This is a genomic window from Amycolatopsis sp. NPDC004772 (genome assembly GCF_053601215.1).
In genome coordinates, this window is sequence record NZ_JBSGBK010000019.1 from 64,263 (window position 1) to 83,559 (window position 19,297).

Sequence of the window (19,297 nt, forward strand, 5' to 3'; positions counted from 1 at the left end):
GAGTGGGTCATCGGGAATCGGTACCGTCGAGGGCCAGCCGCACCAGCGCTTCGGCGTCGAGGTCGTCGACGGTGCCGGTGCCGGTCTCGCCGTCGTCGAGGCCGGCCAGCTCCAGCAGGGCGGACATCAGCCCGGCGTCGCGGAAGCGGGCCAGCGGCACGGTGGCGAGGGCCTCCCGGATGCGGGCTTCCTCGGGATCGGCCGCGCGGTCGGGCCGCAGGACGCCGAGGAGGTGCCGGGCGAGCGCCGCCGGGGTCGGGTGGTCGAAGACGACCGTCGCGGGCAGGGGCACGCCGGCCGCTGCGGCGAGGCGGTTGCGGAACTCGACCGACGTCAGGGAGTCGAAGCCCAGCTCGGTGAACGGGCGCGCGGCGGGGACGGCGTCGGCCCCGCGGTGCCCCAGCGCGGCCGCGGCCTCGGTGCGGACCAGGGTGAGCAGCGTCCGTTCGGCGTCCGGTCCGGTGAGCTGCTCGCGCAGGTCGGTGGCGGGGATCTCGGCTTCCCGGACCGTGCGCGCTGCCGGTACGCCGAGCAGCAGGGCGCTCGGGCGGGCGGAGGTGAAGGCGGGCACGAACCGCGTCCAGTCGACGTCGGCGAGGGTCAGCGTGGTCTCCCCGCGGCCGACCGCACCGGCCATGGCCCGCACGGCGAGGGCGGGCTGCAGGGGTGCCAGGCCGCGGCGGCGGAGGTAGTCCTCGGCGTCGTGGTCGGCGGCCATGCCGCCGTCGGCCCACGGGCCCCAGGCGAGCGCGGTCGCGGCCAGCCCGCGGCGACGGCGGTGTTCGGCGAGCGCGTCGAGGTGGGCGTTGGCCGCGGCGTAGGCGGCTTGCCGGCCGCTGCCCCAGACGCCGGCGATCGACGAGAACAGGACGAAGGCATCGAGTTCGGTGTCGCCGAGCAGTGTGTCGAGGTTGTCGGCGCCGGCGACCTTGGCTTCCAGGATTTCCGCGAAGGCTGCGAGGTCCGGGTCGTCGAGGGGCGTCGCTCCCCCGGCGCCGGCGGCGTGGACGACGGCGGTCAGGTCATCGCGCAGGTCGTCGAGCAGGGTGGCGAGCGCGGCGCGGTCGGCGACGTCGCAAGCGGCGATGGTGACTTCGGCGCCCAGGCCGGTGAGCTCGGTCGCGAGGTCTTCCGCGCCGGGCGCTTGGGCGCCGCGGCGGCTGGTGAGGACGATCCGGTCGGCGCCCGCGGTGGCGAGCCAGCGGGCGACGTGCGCGCCGAGGGCACCGGTGCCGCCGGTGACGAGCACCGTGCCGCGGGGTCGCCACGGCTGTCCGGTGAGTGCGCCGGTGACGGGGACGAGACGGCGGGCGAACCGGCCGTCCGCACGGAGGGCGACCTGGTCTTCGGCGGGGTCGGCGAGGGCCTGGATCAGGAGTTCGCCGAGACCGTCGGTGACGGCTTCGGGCAGGTCGATCAAGCCGCCCCACGTGTGGGGGCGGTCGAGGGCTGCGGTCCGGCCGAGCCCCCAGACCTGGGCCTGCACGGCGTCCGGCGCCTGATCGCCGATGGACACCGCGCCGCGGGTGACCGTCCACACCGGAACGTCCGGCACCGCGCGGAGCAGCTCGAGCGTGGCCGCCACTCCGGGCGGGATGACCGCGTCCGGGCCGGAAGTCAGCGCCAGCAGGGACAAGACCGCGTCCGCGGTCCGGGCCGCCTCGGCGAGTTCACCGGGAGTCGGGTTGTCGAGCCGCGTGCATGCGACGTCGTGCGCGGTGAGGGCTGCGGCGACCGCGTCACCCAGGAGGGCTTCGCCCGCCGGGACGACCAGGAGCCAGTGGCCCGGAAGCGTCGCGGCCGTGGAGCGGGCCGGTTCCCAGGACACCCGGTAGCGCCATCCGTCCACAACGGACCGCTCGCCGCTCTGCCGCCGCCAGGAGGACAACGCCGGGAGCAGCGCCGTCAGGGACGCACGCTGGTCCTCGTCGATCGCCAGCGCTCCCGCCAGCTCGCCGACGTCCTCGCGCTCGACCGCCGACCAGAACGCCGTGTCCGCCGCGGGCGCCGCCGGCTCCAGCCAGTAGTGCTCGTGCTGGAAGGCGTACGTCGGCAGGTCCACGCGTCCGGCGGGACCGAAGACCGCGCCCAGGTCGGCCGGCGCACCGTTGGCGAACAGCGTCGACAACGCCGTCAGCGCCGCCTCGCCGTCCGGCCGGTCGCGCCGCAGGGACGGGACCACCACGGCGTCCGGCACGCTGTCACGCACCATCGAGCTGAGGACGCCGTCCGGGCCCAGCTCCAGGAAGACGTCCACCCCGTAACTGTCCAAAGTGGAGACTCCATCGGCGAAGCGGACCGCTTCGCGGACGTGGCGGACCCAGTAGTCCGCCGTGAACGGCTCGGCGAGAGCACCGCTCACATTCGAGAGCACCGGTATCTCCGCCGGGTGGTACGTGATCTTGTCGGCGGCCGCGCGGAACTCGTCGAGCATCGGGTCCAGGTGCGGCGAGTGGAACGCGTGGCTGACGCTGAGCCGCTTGGTCCGGACCCCCCGGTCCGCGAACACCGCGGCGACGGCCAGGACGTCCGGTTCGTCGCCCGAGACGACCACCGAGGCCGGGCCGTTGACGGCGGCGATCGCCACCCGGCCGGTCAGCAGCGGACGGACGTCGGACTCCGGCGCCGCGATCGACACCATCGCGCCACCCTTCGGCAGCGCCTGCATCAGCGCCGCGCGGGCCGACACGAGCAGGCACGCGTCTTCCAGCGAGAACACCCCGGCGACGTGCGCCGCGGCCAGCTCGCCGATCGAGTGCCCGGCGACGAACGACGGCCGGACGCCCCACGATTCGAACAGCCGGTACAGCGCGACCTCGACGGCGAACAGCGCGGGCTGGGTGAACCCGGTTTCGTCCAGGCCCGGCGCGTCCCCGAACACGACGTCCCGCACCGGCACGGCGAACTCGGCGCAGATCTCGTCGAACGCCTCCGCGTACACCGGGTACCGGTCGTACAGCTCGCGGCCCATGCCGACCCGCTGCGCACCTTGGCCGGTGAACAGCACCGCCAGCTTGCCCGGCGACGCCGTACCGCGGACGACCCCGGGCGCCGCTTCCCCGGCGGCCAGCGCGTCCAGCCCGGCGAGCAACTCGGCTCGATTGCGGCCGAGCACGACCGCGCGCTCGTCGAGCCGAGCGCGGGTGAGCAGTGCTCCGGCGACCGCCGCCGGAGCGGCGTCCACCGCGGCCAGCTTGCGGGCCTGGGCTCGCAGCGCCGGTTCGCCCTTCGCCGACAACGCCCAGGCGACCACGGGCGGCTCCGGCGGCGCCACCGCGGCCGGAGCCGGTTCGGCGGGCAGTTCGAGGATGGCGTGCGCGTTGGTGCCGGAGATGCCGAACGCCGAGACGCCGGCCCGGCGCGGGCGATCCACCGACGGCCACGGACGCTGCTCGGTGAGCAGCTCGACCGCTCCCGACGCCCAGTCCACCCGGGTCGACGGCGCGTCGACGTGCAGCGTCTTCGGCAGCACGCCGTAGCGCATGGCCAGCACCATCTTGATCACCCCGGCCACGCCCGCGGCCGACTGCGTGTGCCCGAGGTTCGACTTCAGCGAGCCGAGCCACAGCGGCGTCGACCGGTCCTGGCCGTAGGTCGCCAGCACCGCCTGCGCCTCGATCGGATCACCCAGGGTGGTGCCGGTGCCGTGGGCCTCGACGACGTCCACATCGGACGGTGTGAGGCCCGCGTTCGCCAGCGCCGCGCGGATCACGCGCTGCTGCGACGGCCCATTCGGCGCGGTCAGGCCGTTCGACGCGCCGTCGGAGTTGACCGCCGAGCCGCGCAGGAGCGCCAGGACTTCGTGGCCGTTGCGCCGCGCGTCCGACAGCCGTTCGAGGACGACCATGCCGGCGCCTTCGCTCCAGCCGGTGCCGTCGGCGGCGTCGGCGAAGGCCTTGCAGCGGCCGTCCGCGGACAGGCCGCGCTGACGGCTGAACTCGACGAAGATGTCGGGCGTGCCGAGGATCGCGACGCCGCCGGCCAGCGCCAGGTCGCATTCGCCCGCCCGCAGCGCCTGCCCGGCCAGGTGCAGCGCGACCAGCGACGACGAGCACGCCGTGTCCACGGTGACCGCGGACCCCTCCAGCCCCAGGTGGTAGGCGACCCGGCCGGACAGCACGCTGCCCGCGTTGCCGGTGAGCAGGTGCCCCTCGACGCCGTCCGCGGCCGGCGCTCCGGCCGCGTACCCGGAGTGGGCGGCGCCGATGAACACGCCGGTGTTGCTGCCGCGCAGCGTGCCCGGGTCGACGCCCGCTCGTTCGATGGCCTCCCACGAGACTTCCAGGAGCAGCCGCTGCTGCGGGTCCATGGCCAGGGCTTCGCGCGGCGAGATGCCGAAGAACGCGGCGTCGAACTGGGCGGCGCCGGGCAGGAAGCCGCCGCCGGTGGCGTAGAACGTGCCCGGGTGCGCCGGGTCCGGGTGGTAGAGCTCGTCGACGGGCCAGCCGCGGTCGGCCGGGAAGCCGCCGATGGCGTCGCGGCCCTCGGCGACCAGCCGCCACAGGGCGTCGGCCGAATCGACGTCACCGGGGAAGCGGCAGCTCATCGCGACGATGGCGATCGGGTCGTCGTCCGGGACGCGGGCCGCGGGCAGCACCGGAGTCGCCGCGGGTTCGGTGCCCGCCAGCAGGAATTCGGCCAGCGCCGCGGGGTTCGGGTAGTCGAAGACGAGGGTCGCAGGCAGCGTGCGGCCGGTCGCGGTGGCGAGCCGGTTGCGCAGCTCGACCGCGGTCAGCGAGTCGAAGCCGGCGTCCTTGAACGCCCTCGCCGGGTCGACTGTGTCGGGGCTCGCGTGCCCGAGCACGGCCGCGACGTGCTTGCGGACCAGGTCCAGGAGCTTCCCGCGGGCTTCTTCGGGGTTGTCCCAGCTGTCGCCGGCGACGGCCGCGCGGCGGACCGGCGCGCGCACGAGGCCGCGCCACAGCGGGGCGAGGTCGTCGGCCGCGCGGAGGGCCGCGAAGTCGAGGCGCATCGGCACGGCGACCGGCCGGCCGAGCCCGATGGCGGCGTCCAGTGCGGCGAGTGCGTCCTCGGTGGACAGTGGCCGGATGCCGGCGCGCCCGATGCGGTCGCGGTCGCGCTCGCCGAGCCGGCCGGTCATCGCGCTGCCGAGCGCCCACTGGCCCCAGGCGAGGGAAACCGCGGGCAGGCCTTGGGACCGCCGCTGCACGGCGAAGGCGTCCAGGGCGCTGTTCGCGGCGGCGTACCCGCTTTGGCCGGCCGCGCCGACGAGGCCGGCGACCGAGGAGAACAGGACGAACCAGGCCAGGTCGTGGTCCCGGGTCAGCCTGCCGAGCGCCGACGCGCCGTCCACTTTGGCGCGAAGCACCGAGGCCACCCGGGCCGGTGTCTGCGCTTCGAGCACGCCGTCGTCGAGGATCCCGGCGGCGTGCACCACCCCGATCAGCGGCGTCTCGGCGGGGATCCCCCGCAGCACGTCCGCCGCGAAGCCGGGCTCGGCCACGTCGCCGGCGACCACGATCGCCTCGGCGCCGAGCGCGGTCAGTTCTTCGCACAGCCCGGCGGCGCCGGGCGCGTCCGGTCCCCGCCGGCTCACCAGCACCAGCCGCCGGACACCCGGGCGGCGGGCGAGGTGCCGGGCCACGGCGGCGCCGAGCGTGCCGGTGCCGCCGGTGACGAGCACGGTGCCGGCCGGTTCCGGACGCGGCAGCGTGAGCACGTTCTTGCCGACGTGCTTGGCCTGGCTGACGAACCGGAAGGCGTCGGCCGCCCGGTCGAGCTCCCAGGCCCGCAGCGGCAACGGCGTCAGCTCGCCGCGGCCGAAGGCGGCCAGAAGGTCGGCGAGGATGGCCGCGATCCGGTCCGGGCCGGGATCGCCGAGGTCGAAGGTGTGGTGCCCCTCGCGGATGTCCGTCTTGCCCAGTTCGACGAACTGGCCGCCGGGGGCGAGCAGTTCGCGGGAGGCGTCGATGAACGGACCGGTCAGGGAGTTCAGGACGACGTCGACGCTCGGGAACCGGTCGCGGAAGTCCAGGGTGCGGGAGCTGGCCAGGTGGGTGTCGTCGAGGCCGAGTCCGCGCAGCACGGCGTGCTTGCCTTCGCTCGCCGTCGCGAAGACTTCGGCGCCCTTCCAGCGGGCGAGCTGCACGGCGGCCATGCCGACGCCGCCCGCGGCCGCGTGGATGAGCACCGACTGGCCCGATTGCAGTTCGCCGAGGTCGAAGAGGCCGTAGTAGGCGGTGACGAAGGCGACCGGGACGGTGGCCGCTTCGGGGAACGTCCACCCGGCAGGGATCGGCGCCAGCCGGCGGGCGTCGGCGACGGCGCGCGGGGCGAAGGCGTCGTCGACCAGGCCGAACACGCGATCGCCCGGGGTGAGGTGGGTGACTCCGGCGCCCACCTCGACGACCACGCCCGCCGCTTCGGAGCCGAGGCGGGCTTCGAGGTCGGGGTACATGCCGAGGGAGATGAGGACGTCGCGGAAGTTCAGGCCGGCCGCGCGGACCTCGATGCGGACGTCGTTTTCACCCAGGGGGGCTTCGGGAGCTTGGGTGAGGACAAGGCCGTCGGTGGTGCCGGTGCCGGTGGTGGTCAGCCGCCAGTGGTCGCCCGCGGGGGTCAGCGGCAGGCCGGTCGCGCGGACCAGCCGGGGCGCCTTCGCGGTGCCTTCCCTCAGCGCCAGCTGAGGCTCACCGTAGGCGTCCACTGTGGACAGCAGGGTTTGGGAGCGCGGGTCGTCGTCGACGTCGACGAGCAGGAACCGGCCGGGGTGTTCGGACTGCGCGGACCGGACCAGGCCCCCGGCTGCCGCGGCCGCGAGGTCGCCGTCGGCCGCGCCCCGGGTGACGACGACGAGCCGGCCCGGCCGGTTTTCGGCGAGCCAGGCCTGGAGGGTTTCCAGGACGTGGGCGGTGGTCTCGTGGACGTCACCGCCGGTGACCGGAGCGAAGACGAGGTCCTCGCGCGGCGCGGCGGGATCGGCGGCGACCTCGGTCCAGGTCGGTTCGAAGAGCGTGTCGGGGACGCTCGCGGCCGCGGGGGCGACCGGCCGCAGGAGCAGCTCGCCGACCGTGACGACGGGCGCACCGGTGGCGTCCCAGGCGGTGAGGGTGACGGCGTTCTCCCCTGCCGGGGCCAGCCGGACGCGCAGTTCGGTGGCGCCGGTGGCGTGGACGGCGGCCCGGGTGAAGGAGAAGGGGACGCGGGGGGTGCCGTCGTCGGGGGTGACGACGCCGAGGCCGAGCGGATGCAGGGCGGCGTCGAGCAGGGCGGGGTGGAGAGCGAAGCCGGCGGGCTCGAAGGGTTCGGGGAGAGCGACTTCGGCGAAGAGTGCGGTGCCGTCGCGCCAGACGCGGGTCAGGCCGCCGAAGGCTTCGCCGTAGTCGAAGCCCATCGCGGCGAGCCGCGGGTAGAGCGGGTCGAGGTCGACCGCCTCGGCACCGGCGGGCGGCCACTGCGGGAGGCACACGCCGGCCTCGCCCGGCTCGGCGACTCCTGCCCGGGGCAGCGCCGCGCGGCTGACACTGCCGGTCGCGTGGCGGGTCCACTCCGCGTCCGCACCGGCCGGGCGGGAGGACACCGTGATCGGGCGGCGGCCGGCCGGGTCTTCGTGACCGGCCGTGACCTGGACCGTCACCGCGCCCTGGGCGGGCAGCACCAAGGGTGCCGCGAACGTCAGTTCGTCCACCACGTCGCAACCCACCTGGTCGCCCGCCTGGATCGCCAGTTCGAGGAGCGCCGTGCCGGGGAGCAGGACCGTTCCGGACAGCGCGTGCCCGGCCAGCCACGGGTGCGTCTCCAAGGACAGCCGTCCACTGAGGACCGTCCCCTCGTCACCCGCCAGCTCGACCGCCGCGGCCAGGAGCGGGTGCTCGAGCGATCCCACACCCGCCGCGCCGAGGTCGCCTCGGGCGGCGCCCGGGCGGGGCCAGTAGCGTTCGCGCTGGAACGGGTACGTCGGGAGGTCGATGCGGCGGCCGCCCGGGAAGAACGCGGCCCACTCAACGTCGACACCGTGGACGTGAGCAGTGCTCACCGCCGAGAGCAGCGCTCTCTCTTCGGAGCGGTTGCGTCGGAGGGCCGGGACGGCGGTGCCGTCGATCAGGGCGCTGAGGACGCCGTCGGGACCCAGTTCGAGGAAGACGCCGACACCGGCGGCCTGCAGGGTCGCGACACCGTCGGCGAAGCGGACCGCCTCCCGGGCGTGGCGCACCCAGTACTCCGCCGAGAACGCCGAAGCGAGAGCACCGCTCACATTCGAGAGCACCGGTATTTCCGCGGGGTGGTACGTCAGGGTTTCGGCGACCGCGCGGAACGCGGACAGCATCGGGTCCATCAGCGGTGAGTGGAACGCGTGGCTCACGGCGAGCCGGCGCGTCTTGACGCCGTCCGCGGCGAACCCCGCGGCGATGTCGAGCACCACGGCGGCCACCCCGGAGATCACCACCGACGAGGGGCCGTTCACCGCCGCGATGGCGACGCCGTCGCAACCGTCCACTGCGGACAGGACGTCGGCTTCGGACGCCGCGATCGCCACCATCGCGCCGCCGCCGGGCAGGGCCTGCATCAGCGAGGCCCGGGCGGCGACCAGGCGGCAGGCGTCCTCGAGCGAGAGCACCCCGGCGACGTGGGCGGCCGAAATTTCGCCGATCGAGTGGCCGGCCACGAAATCCGGCCGCACCCCCCACGATGAGACCAGCCGGAACAACGCGACCTCGATCGCGAACAACGCGGGCTGGGTGTGTTCCGTCCGGTCGAGCAGGTTCTGGTCCTCGAAGGCCTCACGCAGCTCCGGACCGAAGTGCGCGAGCACCGCGTCGAACGCCGCCGCGAAGACCGGGAACCGCTCGTACAGCTCGCGGCCCATGCCGGCCCGCTGGGCACCCTGGCCGGTGAACAGCACGGCCAGCAAAGCGTCCGGATCGGCCTTGCCGGTGACGACGTCGTCGCCGAGCAGCACCGCACGGTGGTCGAGCCGCCCCCGGGTGGTGGCCAGCGAATACCCGACGTCCACCGGGTTCGCGTCCAGCGAGCGGACCTGCGCGGTCAACGCGGCGAGGGCCGCCGGATCGTGGGCGGACAGCGCCCACGGCAGCAACGCCTCGGTCGGCGCAGGAGAAGGCTCCGGTGCAACGGCCGGAGCCTGTTCCAGGATCGCGTGCACGTTGGTGCCACTGACGCCGAACGCCGAGACGCCGGCCCGGCGCGGGCGATCGACCGCAGGCCAGTCGCGCGCCTCGGTGAGCAGCGAGACCGCGCCCGTCGTCCAGTCCACTTGGGACGATGGCGTGTCGACGTGCAACGTGCGCGGCAGGAGGCCGTGCCGCAGGGCGAGAACCGTCTTGATCACGCCGGCCATTCCGGCCGCGGCCTGCGTGTGGCCCAGGTTCGACTTCACCGAGCCGAGCCACAGCGGCGTGGCACGATCCTGCCCGTAGGTGGCCAGCAGCGCCTGGGCCTCGATCGGGTCGCCCAGCCGCGTTCCGGTGCCGTGTGCCTCGACGGCGTCGACGTCCGAAGTGGACAGACCGGCGTTGGCCAGCGCGGCCCGGATCACCCGCTGCTGCGAGGGGCCGTTCGGTGCGCTCAGGCCGTTCGACGCGCCGTCCTGGTTGACCGCCGAACCGCGGACCACGGCGAGCACCGGGTGGCCGTTGCGCTGGGCGTCCGACAGCCGTTCCAGCAGGATGAGGCCGGCGCCTTCGCCCCAGCCGGTGCCGTCGGCGGCGTCGGCGAACGCCTTGACCCGGCCGTCCGCGGCCAGGCCGCGCTGGCGCGCGAACTCCAGGAACGCCATCGGCTTGGCCATGATCGCCACGCCGCCGGCCAGCGCCAGCGTGCATTCGCCCTGCCGCAGCGACTGCGCGGCCAGGTGCATGGCGACCAGCGCCGACGAGCACGCCGTGTCGACCGTGACCGCCGGGCCTTCCAGCCCGAAGGTGTAGGACAGCCGCCCGGACATCACGCTGGGTGCCTCGCCGGTGAGCAGATAGCCCTCCGAGCCGGACTCGAGGTCGGCGCCGTAGCCCGAGGTGCTGGCCCCGACGAAGACGCCGGTGCGGCTGCCGCGCAGGCCGGCCGGGTCGAGCCCGGCGCGTTCGAAAACCTCCCACGACGTCTCCAGCAGCACCCGTTGCTGCGGGTCCATCGCCAGGGCTTCGCGCGGCGAGATGCCGAAGAAGCCCGCGTCGAAGTCCGCCGCGCCGGCCACGAACCCGCCGACACCGGCGAGGTCCGCGTCGCCGAACGACGCCAGGTCCCAGCCGCGGTCGAGGGGGAACTCCGTCAGCGCGTCGACGCCGTCGGCGACCAGCCGCCACAGGTCTTCCGGCGAGCGCACGCCGCCGGGGAACCGGCAGCCCATCGCGACGATCGCGATCGGCTCGTCGACGGCCGCCGCCGAGGTCACCTCCGTGGTTTCGGTGCGGCCCAGCAGCAGCCGGTGCAGCTCGCCGGCGAGCGCGGCCGGGTTCGGGTGGTCGAACACCAGCGTCGCGGGCAGGGTCAGGCCGGTGGCCGCGTTGATCCGGTTGCGGACCTCGACCGCGGTCAGCGAGTCGAAGCCCAGTTCGCGGAACGCGCGTCCGGCCGGGACCGCCGCCGGCGAGTCGTGACCGAGGACCGAGGCGGCCTGGCCGCGCACGAGGTCCAGCAGCAGCCGCCGGGCTTCGGGTTCCCCCAGGCCGGCGATCCGCTGGGCCAGGGCCGGCCGCGCCACCTCCGGCTCTTCGGCCGGCAGCGCCTGGACCTCGGGGATGTCCTCGATCAGCGGACGCCGCCGCGAAAGCGTGAAGCCGGGCGCGAACCGGGCCCAGTCGACGTCGGCGACGGCCAGGAAGACCTCCCGCGCGTCGAGGGCCTGGCAGAGCGCCTCGACCGCGGCTTCCGGCGCCATCTCGCGGAGGCCGCGGCGGCGCAGCTGGTCCTCCAGCTCGACGTCGCCCGCCATGCCGCCGCCGCCCCAGAAGCCCCAGGCGACCGAGGTCGCGGCGGCTCCACGGGCGCGACGCTGCTCGGCGAGGGCGTCGAGGTAGGCGTTGCCCGCGCCGTAGGCACCCTGGCCACCGCTGCCCCACACCCCGGCGTTCGAGGAGAAGAGGACGAAGGCGTCGAGGTCGTCGCCGAGGAGTTCGTCGAGGTGGCGGGCGCCGGCGACCTTGCCTTCGGTCACGGCGGCGAACTCGGCCGCGGTGGTGTCGAGCACCGGGGTGGCCTGCGGGAGCCCGGCGGCGTGGAAGACCGCGCGGACCGGCTCGTCCAGACCGGCCAGCAGTGCGGCGAGGGCGGCGCGGTCGGCGACGTCGCAGGCGGCGATCGTCACCCGCGTGCCCAGCGCGGCGAGCTCGGCTTCGAGGTCGGCCGCGCCGGGGGCGTCCGGGCCGCGGCGGCTGGTCAGCACGAGGTGCTCGGCACCGTCGGCGGCGAGGCGGCGGGCGACGTGGCCGCCCAGCGCGCCGGTGCCGCCGGTGATCAGGACCGTGCCGCGCGGCTTCCACCGCTGCGCCGGCGGGGTGAGGGGCGCGCGGACCAGGCGGCGGGCCAGCAGCCCGGACGGCCGGATCGCGAGCTGGTCCTCGGCGTCCACTCCGGACAGAGCGGCGGCGAGCAGCGACGCGGTCGCCGCGTCCGGCTCGGCGGGCAGATCGAGCAGCCCACCCCAGATGCCGGGCAGTTCCAGGCCGATCACCCGGCCCAGGCCCCACGTCATCGCCTGGGCGGGCGAGATCCCGTCGCTTGTCACGCCGCCGCGGGTCAGCAGCCACAACGGCGTATCGCTCCCGGCCATCGCCTGGGCCAAGGCGAGGTTCGCGGTGGCGCCGCCGGTTTCGTCGAGGGCCAGCAGCGAAACGACCCCGGCGTACCCTTCGGCGCCGGCGAATGCGGAGGTCACGACCGGCTCGGCGCCGTGCGCGGCCAGGGCGGCCGGGACACCGGCGTCGTCGCCGTCCGGGACGACGACCAGCCAGCGCCCGGACAGCTCGGGCGCGGCCGGCGTGGCGACGGGCTTCCACTCGATGCGGTAGCGCCAGGAGTCCACTTCGGACGCGGTGCGGGCCCGGTCGCGCCACCGGGTCAGCGCGGGCAGGACTTCGGCGAGGGTGCTGCCGGGTGCGATGTCGAGGGTGCCCGCGACGGCGTCGAGGTCGAGACCGTCGACGGCGGCCCAGAACGCGGCGTCCACCGGGTCGGCGGCCGCGGTACCCGCGTCGAGCCAGTAACGACGGCGCTGGAACGCGTAGGTCGGCAGCTCGACGCGGTGCGCGCCGGGGAACGCGGGCGTCCAGTCCACCGCGACCCCGCGCACGTGCGCCTCGCCGAGCGACCGGAGGAACCGCTCGTAACCGCCGTCGTCGCGGCGCAGCGACCCGAACGCTTCGACACCGTCGGTCTCGCCGATCGCCGTGGTCAGCACGGGGTGCGGGGAGGCTTCGACGAACGTGGCGAAGCCCTCCGCGGCGAGCGTGCGCACCGCGACATCGAGCCGGACGGTCTCCCGGAGGTTCGTGTACCAGTATCCGGCGTCCAGCTCGGCGCCGTCGAGCCAGGTTCCGGTGACGGTCGAGAAGAACGGGATGCCGCCGGTCCGCGGCCGGATCGGGGCGAGGACGTCCAGGAGTTCGGCGCGGAGCTGCTCGACCTGCGCCGAGTGTGATGCGTAGTCGACGGGGATCCGCTTCGCGCGCAGGCCGTCCGCCTCGCACGCGGCGATCAGCGCGGCCAACGCGCCGGGTTCGCCGGAGACGACGACGGCGGCCGGGCCGTTCACCGCGGCGATCGACAGCCCGTCGGTCAGCCGCGCCTCGACCGCTTCCCGTGATGCCGCGACGGAGACCATGCCGCCACCCCCGGCCAACGCCAGGATGGCTTTACTGCGCAAGGCGACCACCCGAGCACCGTCCTCAAGGGACAGTGCGCCCGAGACCACGGCGGCGGCGATCTCACCCTGCGAATGACCCACCACCGCTTCCGGCGCAACGCCGAACGAGCGCCACAGCTCCGCCAGCGACACCATCACGGCCCACAACGCGGGCTGGACGACGTCGACACGGGCCAGCGCCTCGGCGTCGGCCAGGACGACGCGCAACGACCAGTCCACAAAGGATGACAAAGCGACAGCGCACTCGTCGAGCCGCGCCGCGAACGCCGGCGACGACTCCGCCAGCTCCAGAGCCATGCCCGCCCACTGCGATCCCTGGCCGGGGAACACCAGCGCGGTCCGGCCCGGAACGGCCGTCCCGGTGACCACATTCGGCGCCGGAAGCCCCTCGGCCAGCGCGGAAAGCCCGCTGAGCAACGTCGTCCGGTCACCGGTGACGACCGCGCGGTGCGGGAAGCCGGTGCGCGAAGCGACCAGGGAGAATGCGACGTCGGCGATGCTGCCCCCGACCTCCCGGAGGGCGACGGCCTGCGCCTGCAAGGCCTCGGGCGTCTTCGCGGACAGCACCCACGGCACCACCGCGGGCTCGGGCGTGGGCGCGGGGCCGGCGTCTCCCTGCTCCAGGATGACGTGGGCGTTCGTGCCGGAGATGCCGAACGACGAGACCGCCGCCCGGCGTGGCTGCGATCGTTCCCACGGACGCGGCGAATCGAGCAGCCGTACCGCGCCGCTTTCCCAGTCCACATGGGACGTCGGCGTCTCCGCGTGCAGCGTTCGTGGCAGCACGCCGTGCCGGAGCGCCTGCACGGTCTTGATCACCCCGGCGACGCCCGCCGCCGCCTGGGTGTGGCCGATGTTCGACTTGAGGGAGCCCAGCCACAGCGGTGCCGGCCGGTCCTGGCCGTAGGTGGCCAGGAGGGCCTGCGCCTCGATCGGGTCGCCCAGTGCCGTGCCGGTGCCGTGCGCTTCGACCAGGTCGACGTCCGTTGTGGACAGTCCGGCGTCGGCGAGGGCCGCCCGGATGACGCGCTGCTGGGCCGGTCCGCTGGGGGCGCTGAGGCCGTTGGAGGCGCCGTCCTGGTTCAGGGCGCTGCCGCGCAGCACGGCGAGCACCGGGTGGCCGAGGCGCCGCGCGTCGGACAGCCGCTCGACCAGCACCAGACCGGCGCCCTCGGCCATGCCCATGCCGTCGGCTCCGGCGCCGAACGCCTTGCAGCGCCCGTCGGCGGCCAGCCCGCGCTGGCGGCTGAAGGCGGTGAGCGACGACGGCGTCAGCATCACCGCGACCCCGCCGGCGAGGGCCAAGGAACACTCGCCGCGGCGCAGGGCCTGCGCGGCCAGGTGCAACGCCACCAGCGACGACGAGCAAGCCGCGTCGATGGTCAGCGCCGGTCCCTCCAGCCCGAGCGTGTAGGCGACCCGGCCGGACAGCACGCTGGACACGCTGCCGGTGAGCAGGTGCCCTTCGAGGCCGTCGGGGATCTCCCGCATCCGGGCGTGGTAGTCCTGGTAGTTGGCGCCGACGAAGACGCCCGCGGGCTCGCCGCGCAGCGTGGCCGGGTCGATGCCGGCGTGCTCGATGGTCTCCCACGCGATCTCCAGCAGCAGCCGCTGCTGCGGGTCCATGGCGAGGGCCTCGCGCGGGGAAATCCCGAAGAAGCCGGCGTCGAAGTCGGCGACGTCGTGCAGGAAGCCGCCCTCGCGGACGGTCGACGTGCCCTGCTCGTCGGCGCCGCCGAACAGTTTCGCCAGGTCCCAGCCGCGGTCGGCAGGGAATCCGGAGATGGCGTCACGGCCTTCGGCGACGAGGGTCCACAGGTCGTCCGCCGACCGGACGCCGCCGGGATAGCGGCAGCCCATGCCGATGATGGCGATCGGGTCGTCGGCGGCCGCGGCCCGGGTCACGGCGACCGGCTCGGTGCGGGTGCCGAGCGCCAGGTCACGCAGGTGGACCGCCAGCCGGAGCGGGGTCGGGTGGTCGAAGACGAGCGTCGCGGGCAACCGCAGGCCGGTCGCGGCAGCGATCCGGTTGCGGACGTCGAGCGCGGTCAGGGAGTCGAAGCCGAGGTCGGTGAACGGCCGGTCCGGTTCGACGGCGTCGCCGCTCGCGTGCCCGAGCACCGCGGCGGCCTGCGCGCGGACCACGTCCAGGAGCACCCGGTCGACGTCGCCGCCGGACAGCCCGGCGAGCTGCTGCGCCAACGGCGTGGCCTCCGGAGCCGGAGCTTCCGGCACCTGGCGCACCTGGGGCAGGTCGTCGAACAGTGGCCGGGCGCGGCCGGCCGTGAAGACCGGCAGGAACCGAACCCAGTCGACGTCGGCGAGCACGGTGAACGTCTCGTCGTGGCCGAGGGTTTCGTGCAGTGCGGTGATCGCCGTGGCCGGGTCCATCAGCGGCAGCCCGCGGCGGGCGAGCTGGCCGGAGTCGACGCCCTCGGACATCCCGCCCTGGCCTTCGATGTCCGTCGGGGCCCAGACGCCCCACGCGATCGACGTCGCGGTCGCGCCGCGGGCCCGGCGCTGCTCGGCCAAGGTGTCGAGGAAGGTGTTGGCGGCGGAGTAGGCCGCGTGGTCGCCGCTGCCCCAGACGCCGGCGATCGAGGAGAACAGCACGAACCGGTCGAGGTCGTCGCCGAGCAGGGCGTCGAGGTGCCGGGCCCCGGCGACCTTCGCCCGGACGACCTCGGCGAACCCCGGCAGGGTCGTCTCGGTCACCGGCAGCAGCTCGACCGTGCCCGCGGCGTGGAAGACCGAACGGACCGGCTCGTCGAGGCCGGTCAGCAGCGCGGCGAGGGCCTCGCGGTCGGCGACGTCGCAGCGCACCAGGGTGACGCGGGTGCCGAGCGCCTCCAGTTCGGCGGCGAGCTCGCGGGCGCCGGGCGCGTCCGGGCCGCGGCGGCCGGTCAGGACCAGGTGCGGGGCACCTTCCGCGGCGAGCCAGCGGGCGACGTGCGTGCCGAGCGCGCCGGTGCCGCCGGTGACCAGCACCGTGCCTTCGGGCCGCCACGGACGCGGCCGGTCGCTTCGGCCGGCAGGGCGCAGGCGCCGGACGCGGAGGCCGCCCGGACGCACGGCGAGCTGGTCTTCGGCACCGCGGGCGGCGAGGATCCGGCCCAGCCGGTCGAGTTCGGCCGCGCCGGGTTCCGGGGTGAGGTCGATCAGACCACCCCAGCGGTCGGCGTGTTCCAGCGCGAGGACGCGGCCGAGGCCCCAGAGCAGCGACTGTTCGAGGCCGGGCAGCTCATCGGCGGGCCCGGTCCGGACCGCGCCGCGGGTCAGCACCCACAGCGGCGCGGTGACCCCGGCGTCGCCCAGCGCCTGGGCCAGGACGAGGGTCAGGATCAGCCCGGCCGGGCTTTCCGGGAACCCCGGGTGCGGGCGTTCGTCGGCGGCGAGCAGTGACAGCACGCCGTCGTACGGCCCGGAGAGCCGCTCGGCCAGCGCGGCGCGGTCGTCGGCCGAGCTCAGGACGAGGGTCTCGACGTCGGCGGTGCGGGCGAGGGTGTCCACGACGTCCTGGCCGCCGGTGCCGTCGGCGCGGACGACCAGCCAGCGTCCGGACGGCGACGCGGCGGGCAGGTCCGCGGCCGGCCAGGTGATCCCGTACCGCCAGGAGTCCACAGTGGATTCGGTGGCCCGGCGGCGGCGCCACGCGGCCAGCGCCGGGAGCACCTCGTCCAGGGGCGCGTCGGCGGCGACGCCGAGGGTGCCCGCGAGGTCGTCGCGGTCCACCAGGTCCCAGAATCCCCCGTCGGCGGGCGCTTCGCGTTCGGTGCGCAGCCAGAAGCTTTCCCGCTGGAAGGGGTAGGTGGGCAGGTCCACGCGGTGCGCGCCGGGGAACGCCGGGGTCCAGTCGACCGGGACGCCCGCGCAGTGCGCCTCGCCCAGAGCCCGCTGGAACCGGGCGAGGCCGCCGTCGCCGCGGCGCAGGGTGCCGAGCGCGGTCGCCGTCTCGCCGATGGCCATCGTCAGCACCGGGTGCGGCGAGGCTTCGATGAACGTGCCGAAGCCGCGTTCGGCCAGCGTCCGGACGGCGTCGTCGAGCAGCACGGTGCTGCGGAGGTTGGTGTACCAGTACTCGGCGTCCAGCTCGGCGCCGTCGGCCCAGTCGCCGGTGACGGTGGAGAAGAACCCCGTCTCGGCGGTTCGCGGGGTGATCGGGGCGAGCACGCTCAGGAGTTCGTCACGGATCTCCTCGACCTGCGCGGAGTGCGACGCGTAGTCCACCGGGATCCGCTTGGCACGGATGCCGTCGGCCTCGCACGCCTTGATCAGCTCGGCGAGAGCGTCCGGCGGGCCCGAGACCACCACCGCAGCCGGGCCGTTCACCGCCGCGACCGAGAGGCCTTCGGTCAGCCGCGCCTCGACGGCGTCGAGAGAGGCAGCCACCGAGACCATGCCACCGCGTCCGGCCAAGGCGAGGATCGCCTTGCTGCGCAGGGCGACCACACGTGCACCATCCTCAAGGGACAGTGCGCCCGCGACGGCGGCCGCCGCGATCTCGCCCTGCGAGTGCCCGACCACCGCGTCGGGCACGACACCGTAGGAGCGCCACAGTTCGGCCAGCGACACCATCACGGCAAACAGCGCGGGCTGCACGACGTCGACCCGGGTCAGCGCGTCGGCGTCGGCCAGGACGTCCCGGAGCGACCAGTCCACCAAGGAATCCAACGCCGCCGCGCACTCGTCCAGACGGGCCGCGAACACCGGTGAGGACGAAGCCAGCTCCAGGGCCATCCCCGCCCACTGCGAACCCTGGCCGGGGAACACCAGCGCGACCTTGGAGGGCTTCCCGGCCACACCGGACACGACCGCGTCGTCCGGCGTGCCCGCGGCGACGGCGGCGAGCCCGCGCAGCAGCTCGGCCCGGTCCTGGCCGACCACGACGGCCCGGTGTTCGAACCGGGCCCGCGTCACGGCGAGCGAGTACCCCACCTCGGACAGCCCCGAGTCTACATCGGACAGAAGCGCCGCCTGCGCACGCAAGGCTTCCGCCGTGCGACCCGACAGGACCCACGGGACGACCGCAGGCACCGGAGCAGCCGGGACGGGTTCGACGGGCGGGGCGGCTTCGAGGATGGCGTGCGCGTTGGTGCCGCTGATGCCGAACGACGACACGGCCGCCCGCCGCGGGTGCTCGCGTTCGGGCCACTCGACGCCGGTGTCCAGCAGCCGCAGCGTGCCTGCCGACCAGTCCACTTCGGACGTCGGACGCCCGGCGTGCTTCGACGCCGGCAGCGTCGCGTGCTGCAGCGCCAGCACCGCCTTCAGCACCCCGGCGACCCCGGCCGCGGCCTGGGTGTGCCCGATGTTGGACTTCACCGACCCCAGCCAGAGCGGCTGTTCCGGCGACCGGCCGCGGCCGTAGGTCTCCAGCAGCGCCTGGGCTTCGATCGGGTCGCCGAGCGGGGTGCCGGTGCCGTGCGCCTCCATCAGGTCGACCTGGCTCGCCGCGACCCGGGCGTTGGCGAGCGCGTCGAGGATGACCCGCTCCTGCGACGGCCCGTTCGGGGCGCTGAGGCCGTTCGACGCGCCGTCGGAGTTGACCGCCGAGCCGCGGACCACCGCGAGCACCGGGTGCCCGTGGCGCTGGGCGTCCGACAGCCGTTCCAGCACCAGCATCCCGGCGCCTTCGGCGGCCCCGAAGCCGTCGGCGTCGGCGGAGAACGGCTTGCACCGGCCGTCCGGCGACAGCGCCCGCTGCCGGCTGAGCTCGATCAGGATGCCCGGCGTCGCCATCACCGTCACCCCGCCGGCCAGCGCCAGCGAGCACTCGTCGCGGCGCAGCGCCTGCACCGCCCAGTGCAGCGCGACCAGCGACGACGAGCACGCGGTGTCGACGGTGACCGCGGGCCCTTCCAGACCGAGGACGTAGGCGATCCGGCCGGAGGCGACGCTGGTGATCGTGCCGGTGAGCAGGTGCCCCTCGACCGATTCGGGCACCTTGTGCGAGCTCGGCGCGTAGTTCTGCTGCATCGCCCCGACGAAGACGCCGGTGCGGCTGGACTTCAGCGTCCGCGGGTCGATGCCGCCGCGTTCGAGGGCCTCCCACGACGTCTCCAGCAGGAGCCGCTGCTGCGGGTCCATGGCGAGGGCTTCGCGCGGCGAGATGCCGAAGAAGCCGGCGTCGAACCGGTCGGCGTCGTGCAGGAACGCGCCGCCGCGCATGGAGAACGTGCCGGGCCGCGCCGGGTCCGGGTCGTAGAGCGACGCCCAGTCCCGGTTGGCGGGCAGGTCCCCGATGACGTCCTCACCCGCGGACACCAGGCGCCACAACGCTTCCGGCGTCTCGATGCCGCCCGGGAAGCGGCAGCCCATGCCGACGATCGCGATCGGCTCGGTCTCCCGCGCCTCGAAGTCCCGCAACCGCTGCTTGGCCTGGCGCAGGTCCGCCGTGGCCAGCTTCAGGTAGTCGCGGAGCTTGTCCTCGTTCGCCATGTGCCGTCAACTCTCTGCGTT

At 74.9% G+C, this 19,297-nt stretch carries 1 protein-coding gene; it reads right to left on the reverse strand.

Going from position 1 to position 19,297, the window contains the following annotated elements:
* Positions 1–7: 7 nt before the first annotated feature.
* A complete protein-coding gene (locus ACWEF6_RS14750; protein WP_449683392.1) occupies positions 8–19,276 on the reverse strand; it encodes a type I polyketide synthase in 19,269 nt (6,422 codons plus the stop codon).
* Positions 19,277–19,297 lie beyond the last annotated feature (21 nt).

Excerpts from the sequence above, each read along its gene's own strand:
- ACWEF6_RS14750 (WP_449683392.1), bottom strand. The coding sequence starts at position 19,276 with ATGGCGAACGAGGACAAGCTCCGCGACTACCTGAAGCTGGCCACGGCG.